Annotated in this window: 14 protein-coding genes; 13 read left to right on the top strand and 1 reads right to left on the bottom strand. The window is 50.8% G+C overall.

Annotated elements, in window-relative coordinates; translation table 11 throughout:
- Window positions 1-25 precede the first annotated feature (25 nt).
- The 13 genes from JIN87_RS13935 to JIN87_RS13875 all read left to right on the top strand — a co-directional run bounded on the left by JIN87_RS13935 (window position 26) and on the right by JIN87_RS13875 (window position 14,292).
- Entirely contained in the window at window positions 26-1,489 is a 1,464-nt protein-coding gene (locus JIN87_RS13935; RefSeq protein ID WP_200356187.1) for a class I SAM-dependent DNA methyltransferase, read from the top strand.
- Window positions 1,486-3,213: a restriction endonuclease subunit S gene (locus JIN87_RS13930; RefSeq protein ID WP_200356186.1), complete on the top strand. Its 1,728-nt coding sequence runs from the start codon at window positions 1,486-1,488 to the stop codon at window positions 3,211-3,213. Before JIN87_RS13935 ends, JIN87_RS13930 begins: the two co-directional genes overlap by 4 nt.
- The gene (locus JIN87_RS13925; RefSeq protein WP_200356185.1) at window positions 3,213-4,832 is read left to right on the top strand and encodes a restriction system-associated AAA family ATPase; all 1,620 of its coding nucleotides are present in this window, start codon (window positions 3,213-3,215) and stop codon (window positions 4,830-4,832) included. The genes JIN87_RS13930 and JIN87_RS13925 overlap by 1 nt, the downstream gene beginning before the upstream one ends.
- An 8-nt stretch (window positions 4,833-4,840) precedes the next feature.
- The gene (locus tag JIN87_RS13920; protein WP_200356184.1) at window positions 4,841-5,953 is read left to right on the top strand and encodes a hypothetical protein; all 1,113 of its coding nucleotides are present in this window, start codon (window positions 4,841-4,843) and stop codon (window positions 5,951-5,953) included.
- Window positions 5,950-6,672 (top strand): hypothetical protein, encoded by a 723-nt coding sequence (locus tag JIN87_RS13915; protein WP_200356183.1) that lies wholly within the window; start codon window positions 5,950-5,952, stop codon window positions 6,670-6,672. Before JIN87_RS13920 ends, JIN87_RS13915 begins: the two co-directional genes overlap by 4 nt.
- Window positions 6,673-6,689: 17 nt before the next feature.
- Window positions 6,690-7,556, top strand: coding sequence for a GIY-YIG nuclease family protein (locus JIN87_RS13910; protein WP_200356182.1), 867 nt, complete (start codon window positions 6,690-6,692; stop codon window positions 7,554-7,556).
- Entirely contained in the window at window positions 7,557-8,795 is a 1,239-nt protein-coding gene (locus tag JIN87_RS13905; protein ID WP_200356181.1) for a PDDEXK-like family protein, read from the top strand.
- Between the two features lie 12 nt (window positions 8,796-8,807).
- Window positions 8,808-9,671 carry a YwqG family protein gene (locus JIN87_RS13900; protein ID WP_325176388.1) on the top strand — a complete coding sequence of 288 codons (864 nt, stop codon included), beginning with the start codon at window positions 8,808-8,810 and terminating at the stop codon, window positions 9,669-9,671.
- An 8-nt stretch (window positions 9,672-9,679) separates the two neighbouring features.
- Window positions 9,680-10,636: a tetratricopeptide repeat protein gene (locus JIN87_RS13895; protein ID WP_200356179.1), complete on the top strand. Its 957-nt coding sequence runs from the start codon at window positions 9,680-9,682 to the stop codon at window positions 10,634-10,636.
- 120 nt (window positions 10,637-10,756) lie between these two features.
- The gene (locus JIN87_RS13890) at window positions 10,757-11,509 is read left to right on the top strand and encodes an HNH endonuclease (protein ID WP_200356178.1); all 753 of its coding nucleotides are present in this window, start codon (window positions 10,757-10,759) and stop codon (window positions 11,507-11,509) included.
- Between the two features lie 48 nt (window positions 11,510-11,557).
- The gene (locus JIN87_RS13885; protein WP_200356177.1) at window positions 11,558-12,484 is read left to right on the top strand and encodes a hypothetical protein; all 927 of its coding nucleotides are present in this window, start codon (window positions 11,558-11,560) and stop codon (window positions 12,482-12,484) included.
- 168 nt (window positions 12,485-12,652) lie between these two features.
- Window positions 12,653-13,270, top strand: coding sequence for a DUF6088 family protein (locus JIN87_RS13880; RefSeq protein WP_200356176.1), 618 nt, complete (start codon window positions 12,653-12,655; stop codon window positions 13,268-13,270).
- Complete coding sequence (locus JIN87_RS13875) at window positions 13,267-14,292, top strand: nucleotidyl transferase AbiEii/AbiGii toxin family protein (RefSeq protein WP_200356175.1); 1,026 nt, start codon at window positions 13,267-13,269, stop codon at window positions 14,290-14,292. The genes JIN87_RS13880 and JIN87_RS13875 overlap by 4 nt, the downstream gene beginning before the upstream one ends.
- Window positions 14,293-14,315: 23 nt before the next feature.
- Here the strand turns inward: JIN87_RS13875 and JIN87_RS13870 are convergent, their stop codons facing one another.
- Complete coding sequence (locus JIN87_RS13870) at window positions 14,316-15,527, bottom strand: tyrosine-type recombinase/integrase (protein ID WP_200356174.1); 1,212 nt, start codon at window positions 15,525-15,527, stop codon at window positions 14,316-14,318.
- Between the last annotated feature and the right edge of the window lie 55 nt (window positions 15,528-15,582).

Below are 15,582 nucleotides of genomic sequence, written 5' to 3'. Positions count from 1 at the left end.
TCCCTTTCTCTCAATACACCACTAAATGGCCTCCCTCAGCAACGCTCTCTCCAAGACCACATTCGACATCGTCCAGAAGCTCTGGAACCTCTGCAACATCCTCCGCGACGACGGCGTACAGTACTCCGCCTACGTCACCGAGCTCACCTACCTGCTCTTCCTCAAGATGGCAGAGGAGACGCCCAAAGGAAACACCCACATCCCCGCAGAATACCGCTGGCCCACTCTCGCCGAAAAGGACGGCAAGCCCCTCTTCGAACACTACCGCAAGCTCCTCCTCGAGCTGGGCAATTCGAAAAACACCCGCGTAGCCGCCATCTTCAACAACGCCCAAACCTCGCTCCGCCAGCCACGCCACCTGCACACCTTGGTAAGCGCCATCGACGGACTCGACTGGTACTCAGCCCGCCAAGAAGGTCTCGGCGACCTCTACGAAGGCCTCCTCCAGAAAAACGCGGAAGAGTCCAAGTCCGGAGCTGGCCAATACTTCACGCCCCGCTCCCTCATCGACTCCATGGTGCGGCTCATGCAGCCAGAGCCGGGCGAAGTCATCCACGACCCCGCTGCAGGCACCCTCGGCTTCCTCGTCGCCGCTGACCACTACATCAAGGAAAAGACCGACCAACTCTTCGAACTCTCCCCCGAGCTCCAAGAGTTCCAAAAGAAGCAAGCCTTCTACGGCATGGAGCTGGTTCCCAGCACTCATCGCCTCGCTCTCATGAATGCCCTCCTGCACGACATTCATAGCGACATCTTCTTGGGCGACACCCTATCCGAAGACGGTAAGAGCCTGACAAATGCAGACCTCGTCCTCACAAATCCACCGTTCGGCACCAAAAAAGGCGGAGGCACCCCCACCCGCGACGACTTCACCTTCGACACTGCCAACAAACAGCTCGCCTTCCTACAGCATATCTACCGCAGCCTGCGCCTCCCCTCCACCAACAAGCCCGGCGGGCGTGCCGCTGTCGTCCTGCCCGACAACGTCCTCTTCGAAGACAACACCGGAGCCAAGATCCGCCGCGACCTTATGGACAAGTGCAACCTGCACACCATCCTCCGCCTCCCCACCGGCATCTTCTACGCCCAAGGCGTCAAGACCAACGTCCTCTTCTTCCAGCGCCACAAGGAAGAAACCGGCGGCACCAAAAACGTTTGGGTCTACGACATGCGGAGCAACATGCCCAAGTTTGGCAAACGCACTCCGCTGACCGAACAACACTTCGCCGACTTCGAAAAAGCCTACGGTAAAAAGCCAAATGGCACCAGCAAGCGTATCGACCAAGGCGATACAGGCCGCTTCCGCAAGTTCACTCGAAAGGAAATCGCCGATCGTAACGAGAACCTAGACTTCTCCTGGCTCCGCGACGAAAGCTCCAGCAGCAGCGACGAACTTCCCGAGCCCGATGAACTTGCCACCGCCATCCTCGAGCGACTCCAAACCGCATCCTATGAAATCAAGGCCCTACAGAAGGAGCTAGGAGCATGAGCGAGTTGCCAAAGGGTTGGGTTGAAGCCGAACTAGACAATCTCGGAGTTTGGAAAGGCGGAGGAACCCCAAGCAAAGGAAACCGATCTTTTTGGATTGGAAACATCCCTTGGGTTTCTCCTAAGGACATGAAGGCTATCGAGATTTTCGATACGCTAGATCACATTTCACGAGAAGCAGTAGAAAACTCTACTACAAATCTTGTTCCTGAAGACAGTATCCTCGTTGTTAACCGAAGTGGTATCCTAGCCCACTCATTCCCAGTCGCGATAGCACGCAAAGAGGTTTCTCTGAATCAAGACCTCAAGGCCTTGATTCCAAATCCTGCAATACTGCCAGTCTTCATTCGCGATCTACTGAGAGCTCGAGCTCAGGATATACTGAACACGTGCAGAAAGACAGGCACAACAGTTGCGAGCGTAGAGTTCGATAAACTAAAAGCGTATAAAGTCGGACTTCCACCCGCCAACGAGCAAAAACGAATCGTCAAAAAGCTGGAAGCGTGCGAAGAGCGAATCAACACCGCCCGCGAAGCTTTGGACGAAGTACCGTCATTGCTCGACCAATACAGGCAAAGCGTCCTAGCCGCCGCCTTCCGAGGCGACCTCACCAAGAAGTGGCGCCAGCAAAACCCAGACGTCGAACCCGCCAGCGAACTCCTCTCCCGCCTCCGCCAAGAACGCCGCCAAAAATGGGAAGAAGCCGAACTTGCCAAATACCAAGCCAAAGACAAAACGCCCCCAAAAAACTGGAAAGAAAGATACAAGGAACCCAATCAAGCAGAAATTCCGGCAGAACAATCGATACCGCCCAATTGGACCTGGGTTACTCTAGAGCAAATCTCCACCGCCATAACCGACGGTGTGCACAAAAAACCGAAGTATGTTTCCGAAGGAATTCCCTTCGTAACAGTGAAAAACCTAACAGCCGGCAAGGGGATTAGTTTCGAGAATCTAAACTATGTCACACATGAAGATCACGTGGAGTTCTCAAAAAGAACGAAACCAGAAAGAGACGACATTCTGGTCAGCAAGGACGGAACTCTTGGCGTAATCAGAAGGATTGAAACCGACATCGAATTCTCAATTTTTGTTTCAGTTGCACTAATCAAACCGATTTCGCGTTTCCTCGGACCGTACCTAGAATGGGCATTAAACAGTCGGTTCAGCCAAAGCGAAATGAAAGCAACGGGCTCGGGCCTCCAGCACATTCATCTTGTGGACCTACGCAAGGTACGTGTGCCTTTCCCTCCCAAGGAAGAACAAATACAAATAGCGAAAACAGTCTCCACACTTATTGACAGAATTGAGACACTGGAAACGTACCAGGCAGAATCCGTTCTCGATTTAAACAAAACCAAGGAATCAATACTAGAAAGAGCATTCCGCGGTGATCTTGTCCCACAAGACCCAGACGACGAACCCGCAATTAAGCTACTCGAAAGAATCGAAGAACAACGAGCGAAAGCCCCTAAGAAAAAGCGAACCACGAAACGAACCGCGAAAACAACTCGAATGCAAAAGCTCACTCCTGAACTCATCAAAGCTAAGATCGAATCACTCCCAGACAAATCGTTCGATTTTTCGGATTTGAGAAACGTTTTGCCCGGCAACTACGACGACATTTCGTCGATGGTAATCCAACTACTTTCTGAATCGAATCCTGTCGTTAAGCAGGTTTTCGACAAAGAACAAAAGACTATGCGATTCGAACGCACAGCATAATGAGACTTCTTCGAGTAAACATCATTAACGCAGATACCTGCGGAGGCCTCCTTGACGGCCTTGATGTACAAGTTCGAACCCCATCAAAAACCTCGGAGTTTACCCCTCTTTGCCTCATTGGGCCGAACGGAGCTGGAAAATCCCAGTTTCTCCAGATCGTAGCAGAGATTTTTCAATCCATCTTCCACACGATATCGCCTGCAGAAGAACGCGAGGAAAGTAATCCTAGCCTCCAATTCGTCATAGAATATTTAATACATAAAAACAAAGAAGAACCAGCAGATCACGTTAAAGTTTCTAGGACCTCAAAAAACAAAAAAAAAGCCACGCTTATTATTGCCGTACTTCAGAGCGATGGAACATGGAAACCAATTGATATCGAGTCCCCTAAAGCTAAAGAATTGCTCCCCACTAAGGTTGTTGGGTACACTTCTGGCGACAACGAAACCTTAAGTCTCCCATTCCTACATAGCAGAAGCGGTTATGCTGAAGAGGTGGGTACTCAAGCACTGATCGCGACGAAGGAAACTACAGATCTTCCAGACACGAGGTTGATGCTCATAGACTATGGTACGAATCTTGAGGTTCTCGCCGCGAACCTGCTACTTGCCTCCTCTTCACGTAAACGAAAGATACTCGAACATAGCGGAGTCTCAACCCTTCACACGTTTCGATGTATCATCCAGCTAGCGCACACCGCTGTACCTAAAATCAAAAAGTCCGGCAGCAGTAGAAAAGGTATTCAACTAACTGACGAACTTGAGGAGATAATTGAGAGATTAGGAGAGTGCTCGACCTGTCAAAATTACGACGAGAAAGATGAATGTTACACTTTCGATTTCTTCGTAGATGACGAGATGTCGAAGGCATTCAGCGAATTTTGGAAAACCTCATTGGAGCTGTATGTGTCGTTGCACAAACTAGCGATGCTTAACGACCTTGCTATCCCCAAAAAGGCAAGAGTGAGGTTCAAAAAGCAGATAGAAGCTAGACGATTCGCCGCACGGCTTCCAGAGCCACAAGATGAGGATAAGGTATTTCGGTTTGAGCGCGTAAGTTTCAGAAAAAACGGAAGCGCTGAAACAGTTGATTATGTTTCACTCTCCGATGGGGAACATCAACTTGCACAGCTCTTGGGCACATTTAGCATGGTTTCGTCTCCAAACGTATTGTTTTTGCTCGATGAACCAGAATCACACTTCAATCCCAAATGGAGAGTTGAATTCGTTTCGCGGATACTGGATCTGCCAACCCCGAACGGCACTCGACGCAAAGATTCCGAGGCATCTAAACAAGATGCCCTCCTAACTACTCACGCTCCCTTCGTCCCTTCAGACCTCAAGAAAGAGCAAGTTCTGATTTTCAGCAAAGACGAAAAGAGCGGAGAAGTTGAAGTTCGCACTCCGCGTTATGAGACCTTTGGCACAACTTTCGATTCCATACTCGACGAGTGCTTTGACATTCGCCCTCCCATCTCACGAGAACCCCAAGATGAGATAGAACGGCTAAGGAAGAGCACGGACCCTGACGAGATTCGTTCAGCCATGGATCGATTGGGATATTCAGTAGAAAAGGCTTTCTTAGCAGACCGTCTCCGTCAGTTAAGCAACAAAGATTAGATTCGAAGATGCTGTTCGCTTACCCAATCGCAGCCACCGAAGAAAACTGGATACACGTTACCCTCGTTTCGCTACTGACCGATGTGCATACTAAACTAAACAGTGGAAACGAACCAACAAAATGGCCAGATTGCTTGCCAGAAGCACACCGAGATTCACTCAAGCTCAAAAGGTCCCTACGAAGTTCACTAAAGACCTACATCGAAGAAGTAGCGAAGTTAGATAATCCGGATCGCGATCGTATCCAAAACTGCTTACAACAGCAGAACGAAATAGAATCCCTACTTGCTGGTACTTCAAATTGCGAAACAATAGAAGACCTCCCTGAATCGATCCAAGGCCCTATCAAAGAACTATTCGATTGCGGCTTTAAGTTCGTCAAGGAACTCGGCATTAGAGACCGTCACTACTGCAGGATTTACGACGACCTGGCAGACAAAGATTGCCCATTTTGCGGAATCGAACCATTTGATGCCCCCGTTGGGAGCTCTCCGAAAATTAGGCCAAAGCTTAAGAAGGTAGCAGAGGATCTCGACCATTACCTCCCAAAAAGCAAATACCCATTTGCTGCCACGAACCTAAGAAATTTAGTTCCCTCGGGAAAGAAGTGCAACGGAATCAAGCACGATCAGGATACTCTTCACGATGAAGGTGGAAATCGATCGCAAGTTTTCGATCCTTATCAGAGCGAGCCAATTTCTATTTCACTAATTGAATCAGAGCCCTTTGAAGACGCTGAGAGTCAAACACCCGATTGGCGAATATCCTTCGAACCCCAATCGCCAAAATGCGAAACCTGGGATCGCTTATTTAATATCTGCGAGAGATGGATTGAGAACGACCTCCAGCCACACTACATGAAATGGTTGAAAGAGTTCGCTCTATGGTGCCGAAAACGTATTCCAGAAGAGGAGATAACGCGTGACTCCCTTCTCACAAAACTCGAGCAGTACTACACTGATGAGCGTGACTCTAATCGAGCTGGTAGAGAAAGGTTTAGAGCCTTAGTCATAGCCATGATTCTGCATCATTGCAACACAGGCAATGAGCGACTAATTGAATTTATTACAAACGCTATCCGATACTCTTTACCTCCCAACAGGATCCCAATTCGAGAATGAAGAAAAGCGGACTAAACCCAGCAGAAAAACTGCGAACTCTCGAATCGTTTGCATTCCCGGATCCACGTGAAGAAGGTTTTAAAAGAGGAATTTCCGATCAAAACTGCTTGAGTGCTGAGAATCAAAAGCTCCTCGGTAAACGTATCCAAATTATCGATCAATTCAAACTAATCGACACTGTCCCGGAAAAAGTCCAAGTCCAATTTGAAACCGCCAAGAATCTCTACCTCTACGCCTGGTTCGTCTATCGCTTTTATCCAGTCGCGGAACGACAAGCCCTTTCGACCTTGGAGATGGGATTACGCGAAAAGCTCGATCCACTGATTCCCACCTACGATAAAACCAAGAAACAAGCTAACTATCGCAATCGATTCGGAGACCTAACCTTGGCTCCCCTCCTCCGCTACGTACACGACGAGAAGCTTGTTGTTAACGAGGATTTCGAACTGTGGTGGCACCGAGTAAAGATGAACGCCAAAGCACGTCGCAATCGAATGCACACGGAAAAGCTCCTAAACGAAGAGGTCGATTCCATCGTTTTCGATGACGATGACTTCACCATCGAAGGACAAGACAAAGATTACGACTATTTCGGCCCTCTCACAAAGTCGCTTCCCAGATCCCGCAATACCCACTCCCACGGCACATCTTCGATTATGCCACCAGGAACGATCATCTTCGAAATCACCCAAACCATCCTAAACAAGATCTACTCCTAAGCCGCAGCCTCCAACTCATGACCGGCAAAACTCTCCAAATCTACCTCCCCGAAGGAACCCCTTCCGGCATCCGTATCGCCGAACTCACTACGCGAATCGTTCAGGCAATCGCTATACCGCGAACAAAGCTAGAACACTTCTTCACTCGCTCTGAGGCCGACCACATAGCCACTTACTTCCTCTTTGGAGGTGATGACAGCGACTCCAAGCAAATCGCTTACATCGGCCAGACAGAGGACCTCAAAGCTCGTCTCAAATCCCACGATGCAAAGAAGGACTTTTGGACTACCGCAGTCGTATTGATTTCACGGACACACTCTTTCACCCAAGCCCATATTAAGTGGCTGGAGTGGCACTCCATCGCACAAGCGACCGAAGCCAACCGCTACCGCCTCGACAACGGCAACGCCGGCAGCGAACCCTTCGCCACCGAGCCCATGAAGGCCGATCTCCAAGAGATCTTTGAAACCGGTTCTCTCCTCCTCGAAAGCCTCGGCTATCCCATCTTCAAACCCCTCGTCGAAAAACAAAGTGCCGGAGTCCCAGAAGAAGAAAAAGAGCTATGGTACCTTGAGGGCCCCGCAGTGAAAGCAACTGGCCTTTTTACTTCCGACGGTTTTATCGTGCTCAAAGGCTCTCTGGCCCGAGCCGAATTCACACCTAGCGCCGCCGCCTCCCCCTTCGCCAAAAAACGGGACCGCATGGTCGAAGAAGGAATACTCGCCGAAGCTGGCGAATCGTACGAGTACCAGGAAGACTTCAACTTCAATTCACCCAGCGGCGCCGCCGCCGTTACCCTCGCCCGCCACTCCAACGGCTGGGCCGACTGGAAAGATAAATCCGGCCGAACTCTCGACCAAGTGAAGCGCCAACCATCTCAATAAATGGATACCGCAGAATCTGATTACGCCGCGATTAACGACCTCGTCGTCAATTGTCCGGAACTCGCCCAACTTGAGGAGAAGCTTGGTGGGTTTAACGTTTTTCAAGTATTGAAATTCGAATACGGAGAGATTCGCCATTCGAATATGCTGGCGTGGCTACTCGATCCTAGCGAATCGCACGGGCTCGATGATCTCTTTCTAAAGAAATGGCTCATGCGGACTCTCCACGAGCTTCCTGAGTTCGGGATGAGCAGCCTCTCCCCTATCGATGTTGATTCCTGGACGCTTCTAAATGTGGAGGTGAGGCGTGAATGGTTCCATATCGACCTACTGCTCGTTCTAGAACATGCGAGTGGTGAGCAATGGGTCGTCGCCATCGAGAACAAGGTTAAGTCTACCCAGCACTCTAACCAACTCACTCGCTATCGGGAGATCGTCGAGAAGCATTTTCCCAGGGCATCGCAAAAGCTCTATCTGTTTCTGACCAAAGACCCCGAAACGCCAGAAGACAGCGCGTATCTGCCCTCTTCATACGACCAGGTGCATCGAGCACTGTCCGAAGCCATAAAGTCGAAGGGTTCCTCAATCGGTGAAGAGCCCGCAATGCTCATCCGCAACTACCTTACTCTCCTCGAAGAAAAATTCATGAACGATTCCGAAGTCGCCCGCATCGCCCAAAAGATTTACCAGCAACACAAACGCGCCCTCGACGTCATCTTCGAACACCGCCCGGACAATCTGAAACTCGTATCCGACGAGCTGCAAAGACTTCTGCGAGAGAACGCTAGCGAGCTTGGAATAATCCCAACTGCATCATCTAGGAGCTATTTGAGGTTTGTGCCTAGCTCTTGGGATGTACCGCAGAACACGAACGGGACCGCATGGGGTAATTGCGAAAGAACAGTACTTTTTGAGATCAACCTAAGAGGTAAATCACCTTACCTATTGGTGATTGCTGGCGATGCCCCCAAGTCTTGGGTCGAACCAATTTGGGAAAAGACTGCAAAGCCTCCATTCAATCCTGGTAGACGCAAAAAGGTAATGCCCAAGAGATGGGTTACACTTCACGTTCACACAAAGCGGTTGAAGCTGTCCGAGGAATCTCTCGAATCAACTCAAGATGCCGTCGAGCGAATCTACAAATGGATCAAAGACGCTTTGGTAGACAAAGGCATGAAGGAAGTGATCTCAATCCTAGCCGAAGAAATGAAGACACTGGAAGTGGGATCGGCGGTATAGGAGTAGACTAGAATGAACTGGCTCAAACGACTTCTCGGAAATAAAGCGTCCCAAGCGAGCGAATCCTTAACAGACGAAACAGCAATGAATGCTCCTCAACAGGCTTCACATTTGCGCGCAAAGCCTGCTGTTTTCCTAAGTCAGACGAGCAATAGTCGTTTTACGAAGCTAGGTGGCCTTCCGCTCATGCCTCCCGATCTAGAGTGGCCTACGTGGGAGGAAAAGCCCCAATCGTTCCTTGCACAGATAGACTTGAGCGAAATTAATCAAACGCAGGCGTCCTTCCTTCCTAGCTCGGGCTACCTCTACTTTTTCTACGACCAGGAGCAAGGCGTCTGGGGATTCGATCCCAAGGACCTAGGAGGTTGGCGAGTCCTCTACACGGAAGCGGCGATTGAAACATTCACTGAACGTCCAGCCCCAGCGGGGATGGAAGAAGAGTACATCTATAAAGCAAAAGCGATAGCACCGAAGCTTATCGAAACGCTGCCAGACGCCCAACTCCTCCCGAACTATCCGCAAGGAGATGACGAGGAGTGGGATGCATACGAAAACAAGCGGGCCGCCCTCTACGAAAACCAGCCTCGCCACCAGATGTTCGGCTACTGCTCACCTGCGCAAAACGCGGAAATGGACGTCGAGTGCCAACTCGCCTCCAACGGGCTCTACCTAGGAGACGCAACTGGGTACAACGATCCACGAGCAAGTGAGCTCAAGAAGAACGCCCACGGGTGGAAACTACTTCTTCAACTCGATACCGATGACGATACCGAGTGGATGTGGGGCGACGTCGGCATGTTGTATTTTTGGATACGAGAATCCGACGCACGATCTAAGGATTTCTCCAAAGTCTGGATGATCTTCCAATGCAGCTAATTCAAGGAATGAAATCAATCGTACAAATACTCACATCATTCATCGCTGCATCGGCGTTCGCTCTGGTCGGTTGCAGTAAGGCAACACCGGAAAAAGCTCTCGAAAACGAAGTTAGGTCACTCACGAACGCATGGAGAGGATTGGAAGCAATCGAGAAGTTCAATTCCAGGAGTAGCGACATCACTCCGACTCCAAGAACACTAAGCTATGTAAGCCTCGCCTACTACAATGAGGATGACATTGCGAACTGTCACAAGTTTGCCGATCAGGCGACCGATCTAAACGATGAAGACGAGCTTGCCGCAATGCTCTATATCTTGACTTCCGGAAAACTGAAGAAGTTCGAGAAGGCCCATTCCATAGCTCAGAAGTGGCTTAAAAAGCCTGAGGCGGAAGACATCATTCAACAGATCATAATCTTCTACAACGACACTGAGTCATATGAGCACGCACTCGAAGCCTCTTCAGTAGGCCTTAAACGACTACCAAAAGACGATACAATCGCCGGCACACACGCTCACACCCTAGCAATGATAAAAGGACGAGACGCGATGCTAGGTTTCGTCCAAACCTGGACTTCCAGAAACAGGCCTACTGCTTACTTTTGGGAGAACGTAGGACGAGGACTCTACAGGTTGGAGCAATACGACGAAGCAGTCACCTACTTCAACAAGTCCCTATCAATCGATCAGGAACAAGCTGATGTCGTTCAGCTAATTGCAGAATCGTTGCAACATGGCACTCATGACCTAGAACAACTAGCAAAGATCGCTGAATGGTCTAAAAATCGACCCGACTCGGCGAAGCTGCAAAATCAGATCGCTGTCGTGTACTACCTCGGTGGAGACAAAGAGAAGGCTCTCGAACACATCGAAAATGCGTACAAACTTGAACCGACAAACGCCCAGTACATCAAAAACCGAAACACCGTCTTGGGTTCGTTCAAGCAAGCGGATCAGAACTGAGCAGCCCATACTAAGCACCCATAAATGCGGCAACTCTTTCAGCGACATCTAGAATCGATCAATATACCTGGAAGCGGGAAAGCAAGTTCCTATCTTCGGGCGCTGGACTTGCTTAGCGAAATGCTAGCGCATGAGCCTCTAGGCTTTCCGGACTGCCAAGACATTTGGGCCGTCACGTCGATCAAGCGACTCGAGGAGCTCTACGAAACAACCAATGAGCAAAAGCACCTTGGACGGTCCAGCATTTGGATTATTCGGGGTATCCCTCGAAGTTATCTTCAAAACGGATACTGTACGGCCGCAATTCGTGCGTATCAGGAATTCTTGATACAACACGCCTACGAGAACGATCTACTCGAACGCTACGCGAACTTTGTTGGAGAAGCTCAAGCATTGCCTAAACACCTCGACCGGAAGCTCACCGTCCCTAAAAACCTCTTAGACGAATGGCAGGGACAGGAAGGCAAAGAAACACTCCGAACCATCAAAGCACGCTTCAATCAAAACGTCTTCCGAAAGATCACCCTCGAGAACTATCAGAACGCTTGCTGCATAACTGGCAATCCCCTTCCCCAACTCCTAACTGCCAGCCATATCAAGCCCTGGGCGGCCAGCAAGGCCAACGAGAAGCTCAATCCGGCAAACGGCCTTTGCCTTGCGAAAACCCAAGACGCAGCTTTCGACAAAGGTCTCATCACCCTGGACGAAAGGCTTAGGGTCGTTCTCTCAAAGAGTATCCGCGATCACATGACAGTCCAATCAATCAAGGAGAATTTCATTCGATTAGAAGGGAAAGAAATCACGCAGCCACTACGGTTCCCCCCATCCCAGACCTTTCTAGAATACCACCGCGAAACTATCTTCGTTGCATAACAGATCGTCAGCTCACAATGGAGCTCATGAAAGATCCCAGATTCCGAGATGAGCAACGAACACAGCAACAATAATAAACGGCGAATCATTCCCGAAACCATCCCTCTCGCGACCGAGGACGAAACGCTTCACCCAGAGGCGGAACGCATGGAGGAAGAAATCAAAGCGGACACCCCTTCCCCCGGTGGTTACTGCCGCACGGACGGCAACGATAAGTCTTTTCGGATTATCGTATCGCAACAGACTCGCAGCAAAGCGATCCGCTTTCTTCATCCCCTCATTTGCACACTGGAGGAATTTGGGATCGAAACTGGAAATATCGAAAAACACAAACGGTACGGATTCTCGAAACAAGGGGCCCTCGCCTGGATCGAAATCGAAGAGCAGTACGACAAGAAAATACCTGACCTAACCAAAAGCTACAATCTCACGTACTCCGGCAATCCCCGCTACGAACACATTTTGAACGGACGATTAAAGTTCCGACTCGATTCTGAGGAGGGTTTCCCCGGGCAACGCTCCTGGAATGAAACCGCGACTCAACCAATTGAATGGATCCTCGCACGCGTGATTGAAAACATAATACAATCATTTGACAAACTCATCCCCTGGGAGCGAGAAAGGGAGGCACAAAAGCGGCGATGGGCCGAAGAAGCCAAGGAGGAAGAACGACGACGCCTAGCCTACAAACTCGAAGAGGAGCACAAACGTACCCTACTCCAAGCGGTCGAACTAGACCGCCGATCCCAAGCTGTCGCCGATTTCGTCGCCAAATGCGAAAGACGCTGGAGAGATTCCCAGAGCCAAGCCCTGACACCCGAACAAGAGAAATGGCTCCTGTGGGCCTCTAAGCGAGCCACAAGGCTATCCCCCTTCACCTACGGCTATCCCAAACCCGAAAAGGACTTCCCAATCGATCTAGAAGAGTGGGACAAGAACACCCCACTCCCCGAACCAACACGACTCCCCAGCTGAGAAGAGGCTATGACTTGGCAGCATGAGCGGCAGCCCTTTCCGCTTCCTTCTCCTCCTCCCTCACGTTTTAGCAAACTCTGCATGTAATTGCTCTTGCAAGCCTCCTAGAGAGCAAACAGTTTGTCACAAATAAATACACTTTTTCGTGACACTATTTCCATCCTTAAAGTGACGTTATCCATTGATAAAAAGCTAATTAGCCAAATAAGAGGCAAAGGGAGAGGTTCCGTATGGACTTCCGCCGATTTCGCCGACCTCGGAGAACGGACGGCGATAGCCAAGGCCTTGTCCCGTCACGCGGCGGCGGGGGATATCAAACGGATCGGGCGAGGACTTTACGCCTTCCCTCAGACGCACCCCGTCCTCGGGGAACTGACGCCCTCCATCGAAACCATTGTCGAGGCCTTGAAAGGGCGAGACCAGGTACGGCTCCTTCCCACCGGAGCCTATGCCGCCAATCTACTCCACCTGTCCGAGCAAGTGCCGGCTCGTGTCGTATTCCTATCGGATGGCCCCAACCGAAAAGTCGAAGTGGGCAAGCTTGCAATCGAACTCAAGCACGTAACCCCCAAGCGCGTGGCCGCTGCCGACCGCGTTTCAGGTCTGATCATCGAAGCGCTCCGCTACATCGGCGAAGACAACGTAAGCGATCAAAGCGTGGCCACCATCGCCAAAGCGATCGACGCGCGACAAGCCAAACAACTCATCGGCGACCTGCGACTCGCGCCGGCATGGATGCGTCCGCACCTTCGTGCGATCGCAGAGAAGAAAGGGGCTGCAACATGAACACATTCGCCACCCTACCGGCCAGCGAACGGCAGCTCTATTTCCAGCAATACCAAGGTACCCAAGGAATCGATACAACGATAGTAGAGAAAGATTTCTGGGTATGCTGGCTGCTTGGCATCCTGTTTCGAACGGAACCCCTTTCGCAAAACTGCGTTTTCAAAGGAGGTACCTCTCTTTCGAAAGTCTACAACGCCATCCATCGGTTCTCGGAAGACATCGACCTCTCCGTCGACCCCGGCTTTCTGGGCTGCGAAGAGAGCGTCCTCGAGGACGCGGAGCTATCCAACACAAAGCGGAATCGATTGAGCGAAGCGCTGCAAAAAGCCTGTGCCGACGCGGTCGAAAGCCAACTCCAGCCGCTCTTGGAAACCGAGATCTCCAACATCCTAGGCGAAGTCGAAGGCAACGAGCCTTGGCTAAGCTACGAGCTAGACGGAGGCACGAACTCGCCCGTCCTGCTCTTCCACTATCCATCCGACCGAAAAGCGAAAGAAGGCAGCTACATACCGCCCTGGGTGAAGCTCGAATTTGGCTCGCTCACCGACCAACGCCCCACCGGTTCATGCGAAGTGACCGCCATGATCGACGAACTCGCCCCCGGGCACTTCGCCGACAGCAAAGCTCAAGTCGTGGCCCTCGAGATCGAGCGAACCTTCTGGGAGAAAGCGACCATCCTCCACGCCGAACACCATCGCCCGAACCTCAGAAACCGCGACCGCTTCTCGCGCCACTACGCCGACTTCGCAGCCCTCTGGGACAATCCCGTCCGCCAAAAAGCGATCCAGAGCGACGAACTCCTAAACCGCGTCGTACAGCACAAATCACGTTTCTTCCGTTCCTCTTGGGCGAACTACGATACCGCCAAACGAGGCACCTTCAAGCTCCTCCCCAAGCCGGAAGCCATCGAGAACCTCAAAAAGGACTACAAGGCGATGGAGCAGATGTTTTTCCGCACGCCGTCACCCTTCGAGGAGATTTTGGATACGCTACGAGAGGCAGAGAAGACGCTAAACGAATAGACGAAACCAAGCGCGAAGGGAGATCATACCTTCGCTGCAGCTTCCTTTCGAGCCTCTTCTTCTTTCAACGCCCCAACCTCCTCCTGGGTAGGCTGCTTAATCGCCCAGAACCGTTTCGACTCGTTTTCCGCCACCATCTTGAGGTAGTGACGGCGAACGATAGCTTCAGAGTTACCGGACTGTAGCGCTGTATTCCCTACGCTTTTAAACTTGGCCACATGCATCGAAATGAAGGTGTGGCGAAGCACATCGTGACCGAGCTTTTTCTCTGCTCGAATCCTCTTCAAACGACGCTCGAAGTTAGTGACGGCGATTGACGCCTTCTCCTTGGCAAAAGGCTTTAGCCATTCCGCTAGGTTAGGTTGAATGTTGATCGTACGATATTCTCCGGTCTTCGAAATATTCGGCGGGATGCGAATGACCTTGTTACGGAAATCGATCAAATCCCAAGCCTCAGCCCCCATCTGAGCGATCTTGCCAAGCTCGCCGGTTGGATACTGTGGACGGATACCCGCAAACAGCGCCAAGGCGAAATAAGGCACCATCTCAGCATCCTTCCACGCCACATAGTGCATGAGGTCTTTCGATTGTTTGAAATCGAGAATGTGCGGAATCCCCCGCTCGATCTTGAACTTCGGCAAATCGGAAGCAGGGTTGTCCTTTATCCATTCCCGAGGCTTGGCCTTGCACCACTCGAAGAAGGAATGAATGTCAGCTCGAAAATTATTCTGAGTCTTCGGCTTCCAGCTCTGTCGATCGATGTAGTCCTGCAAATGCTGAAGCTTAATTTCATGGATGAGAAGGTCCTTGGTCACATCCGCAAAGCGGCTCAGAGAACTCCTAAGCTGCTTGATGGACCTTTCCCTGACCCCAGTCGACCGCTTCCAGTCATAGAACTCATCTAGCACGTCCGAAACTAGGTTGTAGGAGACTGGAGCCCGATAGTGCTTCAGGTAGTAGTCGACCGCCTTCAAAATCGAATGAGTCGCACCAAGGCGGGCATAGGCCGCCTGAGCGTCGGACAATTGACGATCCGTCAGAGTAGTAATCGCAGCTCGAAACGTCTCATTCTTTATAGAGTCCAACTCCTCCTCTTGCTTGTACCCCTCAGCCAGAGGCCGCGTCTTGAAGTTCTTGCGAACCCGCACTCCATTAACGGTACCCGAAACACGCCATGACAATTTGCCAGAGGGATTTTTAAACTTCGCGACACTAAGCTTAACAGGGGTATTCATAGGCTCAAATTTGCCCGAAATTTTGTCAAATTCAACGCAAATCATTGACTATCAA

It is taken from the genome of Pelagicoccus mobilis (genome assembly GCF_016595505.1).
Classification (GTDB): Bacteria; Verrucomicrobiota; Verrucomicrobiia; order Opitutales; family Opitutaceae; genus Pelagicoccus; species Pelagicoccus mobilis.
The sequence above is the reverse complement of the archived record's forward strand: the minus strand, read 5'-3'. Positions and strand labels throughout refer to the sequence as shown.